Source organism: Rahnella sp. EDr1-12, assembly GCF_049206505.1.
GTDB lineage: Bacteria > Pseudomonadota > Gammaproteobacteria > Enterobacterales > Enterobacteriaceae > Rahnella > Rahnella rivi.
On record NZ_JBLZNY010000001.1, the window covers coordinates 1,851,138 to 1,868,227 of the forward strand.

Consider the following 17,090-nt stretch of genomic DNA (forward strand, 5'->3'; position numbering starts at 1 on the left):
GCCGTTGTTCTTCCGTTGTATTGCTGGTCAGCGTTCAGTTGATCAAAAAGAAAGGCCCCTCATTGCAGGGGCTTTTTTTTGTCCGAAATTTGAGTGTGCAGCTACTGCAAGCACATCTTTTAAGCACAAAGAAACAGGAGAATGACGATGGCGAATCCGCTGTATCTAAAAGACATCATTTCAATTAACGATCTCAGCCGCGAGGAGCTCGAGCTGGTGCTCGACACCGCCGCCAGCCTGAAAGCCAGTCCGCAGCCTGAATTGTTGAAACACAAAGTCATCGCCAGCTGTTTCTTTGAAGCTTCCACCCGCACGCGCCTGTCGTTTGAAGCCTCCGTTCACCGCCTCGGGGCGTCGGTGGTCGGGTTCTCGGACAGCAGCAACACGTCGCTTGGCAAAAAAGGCGAGACGCTGGCCGACACCATTTCGGTGATCAGCACCTACGTCGATGCCATTGTGATGCGCCATCCGCAGGAAGGCGCGGCGCGTCTGGCCACTGAATTCTCCGGCAACATTCCGGTACTGAACGCCGGTGACGGTGCGAATCAGCATCCGACCCAAACCCTGCTGGACTTGTTCACCATTCAGGAAACACAGGGCCGCCTGGATAACATCAACATCGCCATGGTCGGCGACCTGAAATATGGCCGCACGGTGCATTCCCTGGCGCAGGCGCTGGCGAAATTTAACGGCAACCGTTTCTACTTTATCGCCCCGGACGCACTGGCGATGCCGGGCTACATTCTGGCGCTGCTGGAAGAGAAAGGGATTGAATACAGCCTGCATAGCAGCATCGAGGAGGTCGTGCCGGACATCGATATTCTGTACATGACTCGCGTGCAGAAAGAGCGTCTTGATCCCTCTGAGTACGCCAATGTGAAGGCGCAGTTTGTGTTACGCGCCGCCGATCTGACCCATGCTCAGCCGCATCTGAAAGTGCTGCATCCGCTGCCGCGTATTGACGAGATCACGCCGGATGTCGATAAAACGCCTTACGCCTGGTATTTCCAGCAGGCCGGAAACGGCATTTTTGCGCGCCAGGCGTTGCTGGCACTGGTGCTGAACGCAGACACTGCCCAATAAACTTGAGGAGAAACGATCATGACTCACGACAATAAACTTCAGGTTGAAGCGATCAAATGCGGTACGGTGATCGACCATATTCCCGCGCAGGTCGGGTTTAAGCTGCTGTCTCTGTTCAAATTTACCCAGACGGAACAACGCGTCACCGTCGGCCTGAACCTGCCGTCCGGCGAACTTGGCCGCAAAGACATCATCAAAATTGAGAATACATTTCTGACCGACGAGCAGGTCAATCAGCTGGCGGTGTACGCCCCGCGCGCGACGGTAAATCGCATTGATGATTATGAAGTGGTGAAGAAACTGATGCCGACGCTGCCGGACCGGATTGTGGGCGTTTTACGTTGCCCGAACGGCAACTGCATCAGCCGCTTTGAGCCAGTGGATTCCAGTTTTGCGGTGAAACAGCGTGCTGACGGCGTGCACCTGAAATGTAAGTATTGCGAGAAAGAGTTTGAGCACCAGGTGGTGCTGAACAACGATTAACCCTTTATACTGAGGGATAATTTTTCATTCACCTTAACTCAAATCAGGAGACATTATGTCCCGCGAAATCAGCACTGAAAACGCTCCGGCAGCCATCGGTCCTTATGTTCAGGGCGTCGATCTGGGCAGCATGATCATCACGTCCGGTCAGATCCCGGTGGATCCTAAAACCGGCGCCGTGGCCGACGATATCGCCGCTCAGGCACGCCAGTCACTGGAAAACGTGCAGGCGATCGTGGAAGCCGCTGGCCTGAAAGTTTCAGACATCGTGAAAACCACCGTTTTCGTAAAAGATCTGAACGACTTCGCCACCGTTAACGCCACGTATGAAGCCTTCTTCACCGAACACAACGCGCCATTCCCGGCCCGTTCTTGCGTTGAAGTCGCGCGTCTGCCAAAAGACGTGAAAATCGAAATCGAAGCCATCGCTGTACGCCGTTAATTCGCGCCACCGATGCACCAGACCAGCCTGCGGGCTGGTTTTTTTTGCCCCATTATCAGGCAAAGAACCCGCTTTCCGCCCTATAATTAAGCAGCCCTGCCTCTTTTCTCCTGATTTCCAGCCCATTTTGCACGCTGGCACACTTTATGCCTGATCTTCATTGTTATTGAACGATTCAATTGCAGCCTGTCCAGTTTGTGAGGTGATGATGATCAAGATTGACCTTTCCGATTCACCCTTTTTTGATGAGATGTTAATGGCTGAAGGGAAACACCGCAGCCATTATCAGGCTTACTGGCAGTGGTTGCAGCAGGCCGATCAACAGGCCGTCCAGCGCAAAAAAGAGGAAGCTGCGCTGCTGTTCCACCGGGTGGGGATTACCTTTAATGTTTACGGCGAAGATGATGGCGCGGAGCGGCTGATCCCGTTCGACAGCGTGCCGCGCATTATTCCTGCCGGGGAATGGCAAATGCTCGATCGCGGTATCCGTCAGCGGGTACAGGCGCTGAATGCGTTTCTGCATGATATTTACCACGACCAGAAGATCCTCAAAGCCGGGATCGTGCCTGCCGAACAGGTGCTGGCAAACGATCAATATCAGCCTTGTATGCAGGGCATCGATCTTCACCGTGATACTTACGCCCACATCGCCGGCACCGACATGGTGCGCGGCGGCGACGGTGAATATTACGTGCTGGAAGACAACCTGCGCACGCCCTCCGGCGTCTCCTACATGATGGAAAACCGCAAAATGATGATGCGGTTATACCCGGAACTCTTCGCCCAGCAGCGGATCGCGCCGGTTTCGCGCTACCCTTCTCACCTGCTGCAAACCCTGCGCGAAAGCACACCGGTGAACGATCCGACCGTCGTGGTGCTGACGCCTGGCCGCTTTAACAGCGCCTATTTCGAGCACAGTTTCCTGGCGCAGCAGATGGGCGTTGAGCTGGTGGAAAGCGCCGATCTGTTCGTGAAAGACGGTGCCGTTCTGATGCGTACCACCGCCGGGCCGTGCAAAATTGACGTGATTTACCGTCGCATCGACGATGCGTTCCTGGATCCGCTGGCGTTTCGTGCTGATTCCATGCTCGGCGTGCCCGGCCTGCTTTCCGTCTATCGCGCGGGCGGCGTGGTGCTGGCGAATGCGATCGGTACCGGCGTGGCGGATGACAAATCGATCTACCCGTATGTACCGGAGATGATCCGCTACTATCTGGCCGAAGATCCGATCCTCAATAACGTGCCGACCTGGCAATGCCGCAAAGAAAGCGATCTCTCTTTCGTGCTGGCGAATCTGGACAAAATGGTGGTGAAGGAGGTTCATGGCGCAGGTGGTTACGGCATGCTGATTGGCCCGATGGCCAGTCAGGAAGAGCTGGCCCGTTTTCGCGATCTGCTAAAAACCCGCCCTGAAAATTACATCGCGCAGGAGACACTCGCGCTCTCAACATGTCCGACGTTTGTCGAAAACGGCCTGGCGCCGCGCCACATCGATTTACGGCCTTTCGCCCTGACCGGTGCGGAAATTCGCCTGGTGCCCGGCGGGCTCACCCGTGTTGCGCTGGCCGAAGGCTCGCTGGTGGTCAATTCATCGCAGGGCGGTGGCACCAAAGATACCTGGGTGCTGGAAGAAGATTCGACGGAGGACGACGCATGCTAAGCAGAACCGCCAGTGAGCTGTACTGGATGGCGCGTTATCTGGAACGCGCCGAAAATATCGCCCGTCTGCTGGACGTCACTAACAAGCTGTCGATGATGTCGATCCGCGACGTGACAGCACGCGACGAAAATAACGATCTGCTGGTGCCGCTGACCATGACCGGCACGCGCACGCTGTTCGATGCGCATTATCCGCAGCTGACGATGAGCAATCTGCTCAACTTTTTTGCGTTAGACAACATCAACCACGGCAGCATTTTCAGCTGTCTGCAAATGGCGTGGAATAATGCTCACGCCGTGCGCGGCAGCCTGTCTTCTGAAGTCTGGGAAAGCATCAACGCCACCTGGATCGAGATGAAACTGATCCGCCGCCAGGGCGTCGGGTCGGCGGGCGCCGATTCATTTTTCGACTGGGTTAAGGAGCGCTCACATCTGTTTCGTGGCGCCATGTTCGGCACTTTGCTGCGCAGCGACGCCCAGAACTTCATCCGGCTCGGCACCATGCTGGAACGCGCAGACAGTACAGCCCGCCTGCTGGATGCCAAAAATCAGCTTCTCAACGCCGATGAAGATCCGGTACGCGAGTATTACCGGATGGACACCCTGCTGCGCGCGGTCAGCGCCCGCGAAGCGTTCCACACGCTCTATAAACAGCAACTTAGCCAGAAACGCATCGCTGAATTGCTGATCCTGCGCCGTGAATTACCGCGCTCACTGCTGTCTTGCGTGGAAATCATGGCCGAACAGCTGGAAGAAATCGGCGGCACCGCAGGCAATCTGCCACGCCGCCGCGTTCATACCCTGCACGCGCAGCTTCGTTTCACCGAAATGGAAGAGATTGTCGAGATGGGCCTCAGCCCCTGGTTGATGCAGTTCCTCGACCAGACCGGCGCTATCGCCGAGAGCATCCATCAGACCTATCTGGAGGCACAATAATGAAACTGAATGTCAGTCATCAGACGCATTACACCTATGCGCAGCAGGTCAAACACAGCACGCAATACCTGCGCCTTACCCCGCAAAACTCCAGCCATCAGAAAATCCTGTCATGGGATTTAACCCTGCCGGAATATGCCACCCGCACCTTTGATGCCTACGGCAACGTTTTGCATGTGCTGACCCTCGACCAGCCGCATCAGGCGATCACCATTGAGGCCAACGGCATGGTAGAGATAGAAGACAACACCGAAGACGACAGCTGCGGCCATCTTTCGCCGCTGGTGTTCTTGCGTACCAGCCCGCTGACGCAGGCCGACGGCGCGATCCGCGATTTTGCGCATCGTTATTACCGGCCACAGGCACAGCACGAAAGCCTGTGCAGCCTGATGGGTGAGCTGTTGCTGAAAATGCCCTACAGCCCCGGCACCACCACGGTGAAAGACAGCGCGTCGCAGGCGTTTTCCGCGCAGCAAGGCGTATGTCAGGATCACACTCACGTCTTTCTCGCCTGCTGCCGCAGTCTGGGTATTCCGGCGCGCTATGTCAGCGGCTACCTTTATACTGAAGATTCCGCCCATGTGGCGATGCATGCCTGGGCGGAAGCCTGGCTGGATGACCGCTGGCAGAGCTTTGACGTCACCAATAACACCTGCCAGCCCAATCAGCATTTGAAACTGGCTATCGGCATAGATTATCTTGATGCTTGCCCGGTCCGCGGTATCCGGTTAGGTGGAGGATGCGAAGACATGCGCACTGTCGCGGCAGTTGAAATGTTCGACATACCGCAATAATCGATACAGGAACGAATCCTATGACTTACTGTGTGGCCATGCGCTTGTCCTCTGGCCTGGTGTTTGTTTCAGACTCGCGCACCAATGCCGGGGTGGATCACATTTCCACCTTCCGTAAACTGCATGTTTTTCATCACAGCGATGAACGGGTGCTGGTGCTCCAAAGTGCCGGAAATCTGGCGACCACACAGAGCATTATCAGCCTGCTGCACCGGCGTTGCCTCGATGATCAGCGGGAAAATCTGCTTAACGTGGAATCGATGTACGACGCCGCCAGCCTGCTCGGGGAAACGGTGCGCGAAGTGATTGCCCGTGACAGCGGCGCCAATCAGGGCGGCACCACGGATTTCAGCTGTAACCTGCTGCTCGGCGGCCAGATCAAGGGTGAAGGGTTGCGGCTGTTCCATATTTATCCCCAGGGTAATTTCATCGAAGCCACCCACGACACACCCTATTTTCAGGTGGGGGAAAGCAAGTACGGCAAGCCGATTATCGATCGCGTGCTGAACTTCGATACTCCGCTGGATCAGGCCATGCAGTGCGCGCTGATTTCGATGGATTCGACGCTGCGCAGTAATCTTTCCGTCGGCCTGCCGCTGGATGTGCTGACCTACCCGGTCGACAGCTACAGCACGGCGCAGCAGTACCGGATCACCGAAACACACCCGTATTTCGACATGATCCGCAAAGGCTGGGGCGAAGGCTTGCTGAGTATTTTTGCCCAACTGCCGCCGCTGAAATTAGACGAGTAAACCTCCGCCACATCAGGTCTGGGGAACATGGACAACCTCAGACCTGCCCCGTATTATCAATATCCCGTCCTTAATACGGATATTTGAGGTGAAATAGGCTTTGTTGAATAATTCGGATTTAGATAAAAGCGCCTCTCGTCACTGACTTCCTCAGGCAATCCGCACACTTTCTGGCATCCCTGCACGCGTCATTTTGTTTAAGGCACGGATCATGGCCATAGTTTCTCCAACCTGCGCATCGTAATCCCTCAACGTAAAATGCCCACCAAACAGCTGTTTTACGCGGTACATCGCCGTTTCGGCCACTGAACGCCGGTTATAAGTCGTGTGCCATTTCCAGTACGCATTGCTCCCAGTAAGCCGTTGCCTCGCCACCGCCTGATTTCTGTCGGCATACTCCTCCGGCCAGTAGCCGGCGCGCGTTCGCGGCGGGATAAGCGCCTTAATTTTCTTGCGCCGCAACTCGTCGTGGCACCGCTTTGTGTCATAAGCCCCGTCGGCACAGGCGGCCCTGATTTTCCTGTGCGTCTGACGGATAAGCCCCGGGAATGCCTCTGCATCAGTCACGTTGTTTAGGGACAGGTCAGCGCAGATAATCTCATGCGTATCAGCATCCACCGCCAGGTGCAGTTTCCGCCAGACGCGGCGCTTTTCCTGGCCATGTTTTTTCACCTTCCACTCACCCTCACCGAAGACTTTTAAGCCGGTGGAATCGATAACCAGATGGGCAATTTCACCGCGCGTTGGGTTTTTGAAAGGGATGCTGACGGATTTAGCCCGCCTGCTGACGCAGGAATAATCCGGGCAACGGAGCGGGAGCTTCATTAGGGTAAAGATGGAGTCAATGAATCCCTGCGCAGCGCGAAGTGTGAGGCGAAAAACGCGTTTGAGCATCAGAACGGTTGAAATGGCCAGCTCAGAATAACGTTGCGGACGACCGCGTAAAGACGTGTTGGGTTCGTCATACCAGGCCTGAATGGCCGACTCATCAAGCCAGAATGTCAGTGAGCCCCGATTGACAAGCGCCTTGTTGTAGGTGGCCCAGTTGGTGATTTTGAACTTTTGTTTTGCCACGTGATATCGCTGCAGGATCAGGAGTGTGGTGATCTGATCCTAACTACGGCCAAAAGTTCGATTTATTCAACAACGCCATTACGCACTCAAAAGCAGGGATTACCCCTGCTCATCCCTCTTCTGCAGTATCTTCTTCTCGACCTCAAACGGGTCGATGCCGCGCAGTTGCAGGCGGCGGAAGCGGATGATGTTAAAACCGTTCATGACGAGGAAACTGCCTTCGATAAGCGAGCCGCCGATCGAACCGAGCCAGATGTTGTGCGCCACCCAGCAACAGGTTGAACACCACATAATGCAACGTGTGGTCAGCCCGCTGGTGCGAAACAGCGCCCAGGTACTGACGACGGTGGCGCCGACGGGCAATAATTCCACCCAATGGTGTGCGCGGCTCAGCCCTAATACCAGCGTCAGGACGATGAAAACCACCATGATCCACTGGTTGCGGGTCCGCAGGGAAATCAGGGTGCGCAGGGAATTGAGTAAGGCGCTCATCCCGGCGGGCGCTGCGCCCATCATCAGGAAATGCACGCCGATAATGGCGCTGTAAGCGGAAAGTTGTTGTTTGAAGCGGCGGTCGCTGCGGTTGAAAAACATCGTGATGCCGACCGCAAAGGCCACAACACCGACTGACTGTGCCAACCAGTAATACGTCATTTATCCTGATCTCATCCGTGGAAGACTTGCGCTGCAAAAGCAAACGGCGTTCCATAACTGAAACGCCGTTTCATCCTAACGATAAACCTGACCGGTTACAATGTGACGCCGCTTTTAAAGATGGCTAATTCGCGGAAGTCATTGAGTTCGTTTTTGGCTTTGCGGCCATCGGCGATCTCCACGATCAGATCCACAAACTCTTTCAGCAGTTGATCCATTGTGACATCGTGGATCAGTTGCCCGGCATCGAAATCGATCCAGTGCGGTTTTTTCGCCGCCAGTTCGCTGTTGGTCGCCAGTTTGACCGTCGGCACAAAACCACCGTATGGGGTGCCACGCCCGGTGCTGAACAGCACCATGTGACAACCGGCTCCGGCCAGTGCGCTGGTAGCGACGGCATCGTTCCCCGGCGCGCTCAGCAGGTTCAGCCCCGGTTTGGTCAGACGCTCGCCGTATTTCAGCACGTCCATCACCGGGCTGTGACCGGCTTTTTGCGTACAGCCGAGCGATTTTTCTTCCAGCGTAGTGATACCGCCAGCTTTGTTGCCCGGCGACGGATTTTCGTAAATCGGCTGATTGTGCTCGATGAAATATTGTTTGAAATCGTTGACCATATGAACGGTTTTTTCAAACGTACTTTCGTCGTGGCAGCGGCTCATCAGAATACGCTCTGCGCCAAACATTTCAGGCACTTCGGTCAGTACGGAAGTGCCGCCGTTAGCGATCACGTAGTCCGAGAAACGCCCCAGCAGCGGGTTCGCCGTGATGCCGGAAAGCCCGTCAGAGCCGCCGCATTCGAGGCCAAACTTCAGCTCGCTGAGTTTTCCACTTTCACGTTTATCGTTGCGCATTGCGGCATACAGTTCGCGCAGACGTTCCAGACCGGCTTCCACTTCGTCGTCGAACTTTTGCATTGTCATGAAGCGCACGCGCTCTTCATCTGCTTCGCCCAGCGTCTCGCGGAACACGTCCACCTGATTGTTTTCACAACCGAGGCCAATCACCAGCACTGCACCGGCGTTCGGGTGACGTACCATATTTTGCAGCATGGTGCGGGTATTGACGTGATCGTCGCCCAGCTGTGAACAGCCAAACGGGTGCGTAAACAGGTAAACGCCGTCGATGCCTTCCGCGTCGTTGGTTTCTTTCAGGAAACGTGTCTGGATCTGGCGGGCAATGCCATTCACACAGCCGACGGTCGGGATCAGCCACAGCTCGTTGCGGATCCCCACCAGACCGTTTTTACGGCGGTAGATCTGTACCTCACGATCTGCCATCTGCTCCGGCAGGCTGGCGAACTCCGGCTGATATTGATACTCGTCCAGATCGCTTAAATTGGTTTTGCCATTTTGTGAATGGATATGCACGCCTGGCGCGATCGCGGTCAGCGCATGGCCAATCGGCAGCCCGTATTTGATAATATTTTCACCCGCCGCAATCGGGCGCAGGGCGAATTTGTGACCCCGGGCCACCGGCTGAGGCATCACGACATGATAGCCGCCAGCCTCTGCCTGCTCGCCGTTTTCAATGTCGCGCAGTGCCACGGCGACATTATCTGCAGGATGAATTTGAATGATACTTTGCATAGTCGCCCTCTTAACTGTAAGCCGCCAGCGCATCGCGCATGCCACGGTCTTCGATCGCCTGTAACTGTCCGGTCACTTTAGCGGTCAGGCCAGGCACGGTATTGAGATCCCGTCCCCAGTGTTCTTCATCGGCCAGCACGGTTTCCACCAGCCCACCGAGTGATAATTCGCCGTTACGCACGCTGCTCCATAATTGAGAGAAAAGGCTCAGCCAGTGCGCATCGTCCTGCAACGGGTAGATTTCACCTTCGCGTTCGCCACGGTAGAACGCCAGCAAGGCGGCAAGAGCAAACGTCAGGCGCGGTGGCAGGATCTGATTCTTTTCCTGGCTCGCCAGCAGCTGCGGCAGAATGCGGGTGCGGTATTTGGTCATCCCGTTCAGGGCAATCGACAACAGCTGATGCTGAATAAACGGGTTGCGGAAACGGCTCAGCACCGCCTGCGCGAACGACGTCAGTTCATCCTGTGGCAGATCCAGCACCGGCGAGATTTCCTCGGCAATGGCCAGTTCCACAAAGCGGCTGATCTGCGCGTCATTCATGGATTCGCCGACGGTATTCAACCCTGACAGGAAGGCCACCGGCACCAGCGCGGTGTGCGCGCCATTGAGGATCGCCACTTTGCGTTCTTTGTACGGTTTGATGTCATCCACCAGGCGGATGTTGAGCGGCAGTTTGTCCAGACGCAGTTCCTGAGCCAGACTTTTTGGCCCCTGGATCACAAACAGATAGAAGTGCTCGGCGCTGTCGAAGAAGCTGTCCTGATAGCCCAGTTCCTGTTGCAGGCTCTCCACTTCGCTGCGCGGATAACCGGTCACGATGCGGTCAACCAGCGTTGAACAGAAGGTGTTGCTGTTTTCCAGCCACTGAGTAAATGCCGCCGGCAGCGCCCAACGTTGTGCGTATCGCAGCACCAGTTCGCGCAACGCTTCGCCGTTGTAGTCGATCAGTTCACATGGCAGCAAAACCCAGCCTTTATCGGCTGCGCCGGAGAAATGCGTGAAGCGCTCAAACAGTAAACGGGTCAGTTTGGCCGGGAAACTGGCCGGTGGCGCATCCTCCAGACGATCGCTTTCAACATAGCTGATACCGGCTTCGGTGGTATTGGAAAACACGAAGCGGATATTCGGGTCGCGGGCCAGCGCCAGATACTCATCAAACTGATGATAGATATTAATTTCGCGGTTCACCGAGCGGATGATGCGGGTATCGCGCACCGTTTCGCCCTGCTCGTTCAGGCCGCTGATAATGGTGGTGTACAGACCATCCTGCGTGCTGAGTGAAGGTGGGAAATCGGTGTCAATCGGGCGAACAACCACTATCCCGGCGTCCAGATCGGTATGTTCATTCAGCAGGTCTATCTGCCAGTCTACGAACGCCCGCAGGAAGTTACCTTCCCCGAACTGAATAATTTTGTCCGGGTGCTGACGGCCAGGGAAGTCACGGCGATTTAACCTTTGCATCTCACATTCACCTTAATTTGCTCAGACGCCGGTCTTTGAGGACAATCGGTGTGTCCTGTGGCCGCCGTGCTAAATGGGATAATTAGTTGTTTTTGCTTTATTTATTTACGGAGCGCAGGAACCTGCGCTCCGTCGTGCTTTTTTAGTTCAGTTCGATCTGGAAATACTGTTTGGCGTTGTCGAAGCAGATGTTTTTCACCATATTGCCCAGCAGTTCGATATCTGCCGGTGCTTCGCCGTCTTCCACCCAGCGGCCAATCATCTGGCACAGAATGCGACGGAAGTATTCATGACGCGTATAAGACAGGAAGCTGCGGCTGTCGGTCAGCATGCCGACGAAGCGGCTCAGTAAGCCCAGGTTGGCGAGCTGAGTCATCTGGCGTTGCATCCCGTCTTTCTGGTCGTTAAACCACCAGCCGGAACCGAACTGCATTTTGCCCGGCATCCCTTCGCCCTGGAAGTTACCGACCATGGTGCCGATGACTTCGTTATCACGCGGGTTCAGGCAATACAGAATGGTTTTTGGCAGGCCACCGGCCAGACCTTGCGCGCCCAGCAGTTTGGACAGCGGTTCTGCCAGCGGCTGGTCATTGATGGAGTCAAAACCGACGTCTGCACCGATCAGCTGGAACATACGGGTGTTGTTATTGCGCAGCGCGCCAATGTGGTACTGCTGTACCCATTCACGACGTTGATATTCGGAAGCCAGATACAGCAAAACGCCGGTTTTAAACTGAGCAATTTCTTGCGCAGTTAGCGTTTCACCGCTCAGACGACGGGACAGAATGCTGTCCAGCGTGGCGTCATCCGCTTCGCCGTAGACCACCACGTCCAGCGCGTGATCAGAGACTTTACAGCCGTGCGCCGCGAAGTGATCCATACGTTTTTTCAGGGCGTCACGCAGATCGCTGAAACGGGTAATCGACACATCAGCAGCGGCTTCCAGTTTCTTCATGTAATCAGCAAACGTCGCCGCTTCAATGTTGAACGCTTTATCCGGGCGCCAGCTTGGCAGAACTTTGACATCAAAACTGGCGTCAATGGCGACAGCTTTATGATGTTCCAGAGAATCGATCGGGTCATCGGTGGTGCCGACCATTTTCACATTCATCTGTTTCATGATGCCACGGGCGGAGAATTCATCCTGTGCCAGCAGTTCATTACCACGCTCCCAGATTTCGCCCGCAGTAGACGGAGAAAGCAGTTTGCCGGTAATGCCGAACGGACGGCGCAGTTCAAGATGCGTCCAGTGGTACAGCGGGTTGCCGATGGTGTGGGGAACCGTTGCAGCCCAGGCGTCAAACTTCTCGCGGTCGCTGGCATCACCGGTACACATACGTTCAGGCACACCGTTGGTACGCATTGCGCGCCATTTATAGTGATCGCCTTTCAGCCAGATTTCATACATGTTTTCGAACTGATGATTTTGCGCGATCAGTTCCGGCGGTAGGTGACAGTGGTAATCAAAGATCGGCTCATCTTTCGCATAGTCGTGATACAGGCGACGTGCAAATTCAGTGTCGAGAAGGAAGTCTTCTGTTAAAAACTGCGCCATCTTAGGTTCCTCATCATGAATTCTGTAGAGTTGTCTCTCAATGGTGCGAAGTTATCACACCAATTCAGTTTATCGTCCAGCTCTTTTTAGGGGTACTCCGGCGCGAAAGGGGGCGATTCGCGGCCATAAACACACACTAATCCTCTGTAAAACAAAAACTTTAGAGTCTTTAAGCACTGGAGGCTATTATCCTCACATTCAGAGTGTCATTTTGTGATGTCACTCAAACTTTAAATCGGTATAACAAGTTATTTATGGCTCTGTGCCTTGTATCTCGTCTTATTCACATGACACCGCCCCGTTTGCCGCCCTGCGCCTGAATGTGATCATCAGGTAAAGTTGTTACACCAATTTTGTAGAGATTTTCATTCCCTGCTTGTTACATCCTCCTCTCAAAGTGTGAAGTCGATCAACAAACCTACCATTACCTGTGTAAAATCAAGTAAATAACCGTGAAGTTAAAAAAGTTAAGTAAGCACACAGTTTAAATGTGGTTTTGTGATGTCATTCAAATTTTAAATCTGTATGACAAGTTATCTTTGCTGCGTCCGGACAAGAGCGTCAGAGATTACCTGCCACGTCCTTTCGCTGTTGTCCGGATAACACTTACCGGGCGCCGTTCGCCGGAAGACAGTGCAGTTGTTCTGGTGTGCAGGAAGTTCATCGGATCCTTACGCACAGATAACAATAAAGCAGTGCGTGAGTCATCGGGCAGCTCCCCCAGCGAGATTCTCTGGCGGCGGTGTACCCGGAAAAAACACTTTAAGGAAGCCAGAAGCCCATGCTGAGACAGATGGCGCGAAATACGCCGTGACAGCTTTGGCCGTCATCGCCGGATTATTTACTGGGAGAGAGTTAAATGGGTAAGATTAAAGGGTTACGCTGGTACATGATCGCATTGGTCACATGCGGCACTGTACTGGGTTATTTAACACGTAACGCCATTGCCGCCGCAGCGCCAACGCTGATGAGCCAGTTGAACATCACCACACAGCAATATTCTTATATTATCGCCGCCTATTCCGCCTGCTATACCCTGATGCAGCCGGTTGCCGGTTACGTTCTGGATGTGATGGGAACCAAAGTGGGTTACGCCATGTTCGCCATCATGTGGGCCATATTCTGTATGGCCACGGCGCTGGCAAGCAGCTGGGGTGGCCTGGCCATCGCACGTGGTGCTGTCGGTATGGCGGAAGCCGCGATGATCCCTGCCGGCCTGAAAGCCAGCAGCGAATGGTTCCCGGCGAAAGAACGCTCTATTGCCGTGGGTTACTTTAACGTCGGTTCGTCTATCGGCGGGATGATTGCCCCGCCACTGGTTGTCTGGTGCATCATCATGCACAGCTGGCAGCTGGCGTTCATCATCACTGGCGCTCTCAGCCTAATCTGGGCGATCAGCTGGTTAGTGTTCTATAAACACCCGAAAGATCAGAAAAAACTGAGCACCGAAGAACGCGCTTATATTCTTGATGGTCAGGAAGCACAGCATCAGACCACCAACGGTAAGAAAATGTCTGCCATGCAGATCCTGCGTAACCGTCAGTTCTGGGGTATCGCGCTGCCACGCTTCCTGGCTGAACCTGCCTGGGGCACGTTCAACGCCTGGATCCCGCTGTTCATGTTCAAGGTGTATGGCTTCAATCTTAAAGAAATTGCGATGTTTGCCTGGATGCCGATGCTGTTTGCTGACCTCGGTTGTATCCTCGGCGGCTACATGCCTCCGTTCTTCCAGAAGCATTTCAAAGTGAACCTGATCGTATCTCGTAAAATGGTCGTGACGATGGGTGCTGTCCTGATGATCGGCCCGGGGATGATCGGCCTGTTCACCAGCCCGTATGCGGCTATCGCCCTGCTGTGTGTCGGTGGTTTCGCTCACCAGTCACTGTCCGGCGCGCTGATCACGCTCTCTTCTGACGTGTTCGGTCGTAACGAAGTGGCGACGGCTAACGGACTGACCGGGATGGCCGCCTGGATGGCAAGTACGATGTTTGCACTGGTGGTCGGTGCGCTGGCCGATACCATCGGTTTCAGCCCGCTGTTTGCAGCCCTTGCGGTCTTCGATCTGCTCGGTGCCATCATCATCTGGACAGTATTGCAAAACCGGTCCGCAGTAGAACCGGTGCCGGTTCCGCTCAGTACCGCGAAAGCCTGATAGCCTGAACGCAGCCCGGTAAGTCACTTTACCGGGCTTTGCTATTTCCTGACTTTAACCGCCAATCTTTCTGACCAATGCACGGTGCATCCCCTCTTCTTAAATCGTATACTGGAGTTGTATGACAGGTCCCGGGATCTTTCAGGCACCCATCCGGCAGGTTTCACTACTTTAAAGAGCACTCACATGGAATCCACAGACACCAGACGCCTTTATCAACAACTGGCTGCCACGCTCAAGGAACGCATTGAATCCGGAGTCTATCCGGTTGGGGAGAAACTTCCCGCTGAACGTCTGATTTCCGATGAAATGAACGTCAGCCGCACCGTGGTGCGTGAAGCGATCATCATGCTGGAAGTGGAGGGCTATGTGGAAGTGCGCAAAGGCTCGGGCATTCATGTCATGTCCAATCAGCAGCGCCATCTGGTTGTGCCGGATTGCGGCAGTGAATTTGGTACGGCAGGCCCGTTTGAACTGTTGCAGGCGCGCCAGCTGATTGAAAGCAACATCGCTGAATTTGCCGCCACGCAGGTGACCAAACAAGACATTATGCGCCTGATGGAAATTCAGGAGTACGCGCGGCAGGAAGACCGTTTCCGCGATTCGGAATGGGATCTGAAATTCCACGTGCAGGTGGCGCAGGCAACCCAAAACAGCGCACTGGCAACGATAGTCGAAAAGATGTGGAGCCAGCGATTGCATAATCCGTACTGGCGTAAATTGCATGAGCATATCGATGAGCGCTCAATCGAAAGCTGGTGTGAAGAACACGATCTGATCCTCAAAGCGTTAATCCGCCGCGATCCGCACGCCGCAAAACTGGCGATGTGGCAGCACCTGGAAAACACCAAGCAGATGCTTTTCCGCGCCACCAGTGATGATTTTGAGTTCAATGTAGACCGCTATCTTTATTCAGAAAATCCGGTGGTTCATCTCGATCCGCCGCTGATGAACTCTAAATAAATCCGCATTACGGCAGGTTCATTCGTCCAACCTGCCATTTATCTTCCTCTGCCCAATTTCGCCCTTCCCTGTCAGCCACTGTCGAGTAGTGTCAGTCAATGTAAAACCCTTTTTCATATCGTGCCTGAGGCTTAAATGATCGCCGCCGACGCGCTATATTTACCTGTCTGACTTATTGTTATTTTGTTACAGTTAGACGACTTTTCTTACCCGTTTGCGCCAGGTGAAACACGCCAAAACGACGCGCGGGAAATCGCAGTACCCGTAACCAGACAGCACGCCAGGGAACAGGCGACCTTTTTCAGCTGTACATGCCGCGTCGAGACTTTCTCCGCAGATGTATTTCGCTGACTCACTGAACATGATGGAGTTTTAGAAACCAGATGGAAATTATCAGTTCTCTCATCGATGCACTCTGGCAACAAGACTATAAAACCCTGGCCGATCCTTCGCTGGTCTGGGCGCTGTACCTGATTTTATTCATGATCATTTTTCTGGAAAACGGTCTGTTGCCCGCGGCGTTTTTACCCGGTGACAGCCTGTTAATTCTGGTCGGCGTACTGATTGCCAAAGATGCGATGAATTTCCCGCTGACTGTTTTCCTGCTGACCAGCGCGGCCAGCCTCGGTTGCTGGCTGAGTTATGCGCAGGGAAAGTGGCTGGGAAACACCCGAATAGTACAAAGCTGGCTGGGGAATTTGCCGGTGCATTATCACGAACGTGCCCATGCACTTTTCCACAAGCATGGCCTGTCGGCGCTGTTAGTTGGCCGTTTTCTGGCCTTTGTGCGTACCCTGCTGCCGACAATCGCCGGTTTATCTGGCCTGAGCAACAGCCGCTTTCAGTTCTTTAACTGGGTCAGCGGATTGTTGTGGATCCTCATCCTCACGTCTCTGGGCTATTTCCTCGGCAAAACACCGCTGTTCCTGAAATACGAAGACGCCGTGATGAACTGCCTGATGTTATTGCCGGTCCTGTTATTAATTGGCGGGCTGGTCGGTTCGATCATTGTGCTGTGGCGTAAAAAACACGCTGACCGCCAGAATAAAGGCAAGAGCGCATAATGAACCGCAGGTTTCTCAAACGTTCCCTACTCTGGCCGGTGATTATCATGATGCTGGCAGCGGCCGCCATGATCGGGCTGGCTATTTCACGGATGCCAGCCAACGGCAATGCGCTGCAAATCCGCCCGGCCAGAACCGGTATCTCATTGCCAGACGGCTTTTATGTGTATCAGAGCCTGAGTCAGCGCGGCATCCATATCAAAAGCATCACGCCCCTCGATGACGGTTTAGTCGTGCAGCTCGACTCCGCTGAGCAGCTCCAGATGGCGCACAGCGCGTTGCAAGACATCCTGCCGGAGGGATTCATCATCAGGAATTGTGAACCCTCCCATTCCAGAGCGTTGATGGAAAAACTCAATCATAACCGGCTGAAGCTCGGTTAAGCCTTTCGTCAGGTTTAGGGAAAATGTCTGATATCACCGTCCATTCGA

The 17,090-nt window shown here is 54.3% G+C and carries 16 protein-coding genes; 11 read left to right on the top strand and 5 right to left on the bottom strand.

All coding sequences use genetic code 11. The features are described from left to right. The first annotated feature begins 147 nt into the window (after positions 1–147). From pyrB to ACO0U8_RS08510, 7 genes are all read left to right on the top strand, one after another. Positions 148–1,083: an aspartate carbamoyltransferase gene (gene pyrB / locus ACO0U8_RS08480; protein WP_217204462.1), complete on the top strand. Its 936-nt coding sequence runs from the start codon at positions 148–150 to the stop codon at positions 1,081–1,083. Between the two features lie 18 nt (positions 1,084–1,101). Continuing rightward, positions 1,102–1,566, top strand: a complete 465-nt coding sequence (pyrI, locus tag ACO0U8_RS08485; RefSeq protein WP_056776493.1) for an aspartate carbamoyltransferase regulatory subunit — start codon at positions 1,102–1,104, stop codon at positions 1,564–1,566. A 55-nt stretch (positions 1,567–1,621) separates the two neighbouring features. After that, a complete protein-coding gene (gene ridA / locus ACO0U8_RS08490) occupies positions 1,622–2,008 on the top strand; it encodes a 2-iminobutanoate/2-iminopropanoate deaminase (RefSeq protein WP_056776488.1) in 387 nt (128 codons plus the stop codon). Positions 2,009–2,216: 208 nt separating this feature from the next. Next, a complete protein-coding gene (locus ACO0U8_RS08495) occupies positions 2,217–3,668 on the top strand; it encodes a circularly permuted type 2 ATP-grasp protein (protein WP_056776484.1) in 1,452 nt (483 codons plus the stop codon). Then, positions 3,662–4,603 carry an alpha-E domain-containing protein gene (locus ACO0U8_RS08500; RefSeq protein WP_056776481.1) on the top strand — a complete coding sequence of 314 codons (942 nt, stop codon included), beginning with the start codon at positions 3,662–3,664 and terminating at the stop codon, positions 4,601–4,603. The genes ACO0U8_RS08495 and ACO0U8_RS08500 overlap by 7 nt, the downstream gene beginning before the upstream one ends. Further along, positions 4,603–5,397, top strand: a complete 795-nt coding sequence (locus ACO0U8_RS08505) for a transglutaminase family protein (RefSeq protein WP_056776478.1) — start codon at positions 4,603–4,605, stop codon at positions 5,395–5,397. Before ACO0U8_RS08500 ends, ACO0U8_RS08505 begins: the two co-directional genes overlap by 1 nt. A 20-nt stretch (positions 5,398–5,417) precedes the next feature. After that, a complete protein-coding gene (locus tag ACO0U8_RS08510; protein WP_136376593.1) occupies positions 5,418–6,149 on the top strand; it encodes a proteasome-type protease in 732 nt (243 codons plus the stop codon). A gap of 150 nt (positions 6,150–6,299) precedes the next feature. On the opposite strand, the gene ACO0U8_RS08515 is transcribed toward ACO0U8_RS08510, so the two are convergent. From ACO0U8_RS08515 to uxaC, 5 genes are all read right to left on the bottom strand, one after another. Continuing rightward, the gene (locus tag ACO0U8_RS08515) at positions 6,300–7,223 is read right to left on the bottom strand and encodes an IS5 family transposase (RefSeq protein WP_338019870.1); all 924 of its coding nucleotides are present in this window, start codon (positions 7,221–7,223) and stop codon (positions 6,300–6,302) included. A gap of 99 nt (positions 7,224–7,322) precedes the next feature. Continuing rightward, complete coding sequence (locus ACO0U8_RS08520; protein WP_056776425.1) at positions 7,323–7,877, bottom strand: YgjV family protein; 555 nt, start codon at positions 7,875–7,877, stop codon at positions 7,323–7,325. Between the two features lie 95 nt (positions 7,878–7,972). Next, positions 7,973–9,463, bottom strand: a complete 1,491-nt coding sequence (locus tag ACO0U8_RS08525) for a UxaA family hydrolase (RefSeq protein WP_122094421.1) — start codon at positions 9,461–9,463, stop codon at positions 7,973–7,975. A gap of 10 nt (positions 9,464–9,473) precedes the next feature. Further along, on the bottom strand, positions 9,474–10,925 hold the full coding sequence (locus tag ACO0U8_RS08530) for a tagaturonate reductase (protein ID WP_421670611.1): 1,452 nt from the start codon (positions 10,923–10,925) through the stop codon (positions 9,474–9,476). Positions 10,926–11,067: 142 nt separating this feature from the next. Beyond that, complete coding sequence (uxaC, locus tag ACO0U8_RS08535) at positions 11,068–12,480, bottom strand: glucuronate isomerase (RefSeq protein WP_421670612.1); 1,413 nt, start codon at positions 12,478–12,480, stop codon at positions 11,068–11,070. An 859-nt stretch (positions 12,481–13,339) separates the two neighbouring features. Between uxaC and ACO0U8_RS08540 the strand changes: the two genes are divergently transcribed. From ACO0U8_RS08540 to mzrA, 4 genes are all read left to right on the top strand, one after another. Further along, a complete protein-coding gene (locus ACO0U8_RS08540) occupies positions 13,340–14,632 on the top strand; it encodes an MFS transporter (RefSeq protein ID WP_136376573.1) in 1,293 nt (430 codons plus the stop codon). A gap of 186 nt (positions 14,633–14,818) precedes the next feature. Continuing rightward, positions 14,819–15,595: a transcriptional regulator ExuR gene (gene exuR / locus ACO0U8_RS08545; RefSeq protein ID WP_056776410.1), complete on the top strand. Its 777-nt coding sequence runs from the start codon at positions 14,819–14,821 to the stop codon at positions 15,593–15,595. A 383-nt stretch (positions 15,596–15,978) separates the two neighbouring features. Beyond that, positions 15,979–16,659 carry a DedA family protein gene (locus tag ACO0U8_RS08550; RefSeq protein ID WP_056776407.1) on the top strand — a complete coding sequence of 227 codons (681 nt, stop codon included), beginning with the start codon at positions 15,979–15,981 and terminating at the stop codon, positions 16,657–16,659. Continuing rightward, positions 16,659–17,042, top strand: a complete 384-nt coding sequence (gene mzrA, locus ACO0U8_RS08555) for an EnvZ/OmpR regulon moderator MzrA (RefSeq protein ID WP_421670613.1) — start codon at positions 16,659–16,661, stop codon at positions 17,040–17,042. Before ACO0U8_RS08550 ends, mzrA begins: the two co-directional genes overlap by 1 nt. Positions 17,043–17,090: the final 48 nt, after the last annotated feature.

What these genes read in the sequence shown, in the direction of transcription:
- ACO0U8_RS08540 (WP_136376573.1), top strand. Translation starts at nt 13,340, where the DNA reads ATGGGTAAGATTAAAGGGTTACGCTGGTACATGATCGCATTGGTCACA.
- exuR (WP_056776410.1), top strand. Translation starts at nt 14,819, where the DNA reads ATGGAATCCACAGACACCAGACGCCTTTATCAACAACTGGCTGCCACG.
- ACO0U8_RS08510 (WP_136376593.1), top strand. Translation starts at nt 5,418, where the DNA reads ATGACTTACTGTGTGGCCATGCGCTTGTCCTCTGGCCTGGTGTTTGTT.
- ACO0U8_RS08500 (WP_056776481.1), top strand. Translation starts at nt 3,662, where the DNA reads ATGCTAAGCAGAACCGCCAGTGAGCTGTACTGGATGGCGCGTTATCTG.
- mzrA (WP_421670613.1), top strand. Translation starts at nt 16,659, where the DNA reads ATGAACCGCAGGTTTCTCAAACGTTCCCTACTCTGGCCGGTGATTATC.
- ridA (WP_056776488.1), top strand. Translation starts at nt 1,622, where the DNA reads ATGTCCCGCGAAATCAGCACTGAAAACGCTCCGGCAGCCATCGGTCCT.
- ACO0U8_RS08505 (WP_056776478.1), top strand. Translation starts at nt 4,603, where the DNA reads ATGAAACTGAATGTCAGTCATCAGACGCATTACACCTATGCGCAGCAG.
- uxaC (WP_421670612.1), bottom strand. Translation starts at nt 12,480, where the DNA reads ATGGCGCAGTTTTTAACAGAAGACTTCCTTCTCGACACTGAATTTGCA.
- pyrB (WP_217204462.1), top strand. Translation starts at nt 148, where the DNA reads ATGGCGAATCCGCTGTATCTAAAAGACATCATTTCAATTAACGATCTC.
- ACO0U8_RS08550 (WP_056776407.1), top strand. Translation starts at nt 15,979, where the DNA reads ATGGAAATTATCAGTTCTCTCATCGATGCACTCTGGCAACAAGACTAT.
- pyrI (WP_056776493.1), top strand. Translation starts at nt 1,102, where the DNA reads ATGACTCACGACAATAAACTTCAGGTTGAAGCGATCAAATGCGGTACG.
- ACO0U8_RS08530 (WP_421670611.1), bottom strand. Translation starts at nt 10,925, where the DNA reads ATGCAAAGGTTAAATCGCCGTGACTTCCCTGGCCGTCAGCACCCGGAC.
- ACO0U8_RS08495 (WP_056776484.1), top strand. Translation starts at nt 2,217, where the DNA reads ATGATCAAGATTGACCTTTCCGATTCACCCTTTTTTGATGAGATGTTA.
- ACO0U8_RS08525 (WP_122094421.1), bottom strand. Translation starts at nt 9,463, where the DNA reads ATGCAAAGTATCATTCAAATTCATCCTGCAGATAATGTCGCCGTGGCA.
- ACO0U8_RS08520 (WP_056776425.1), bottom strand. Translation starts at nt 7,877, where the DNA reads ATGACGTATTACTGGTTGGCACAGTCAGTCGGTGTTGTGGCCTTTGCG.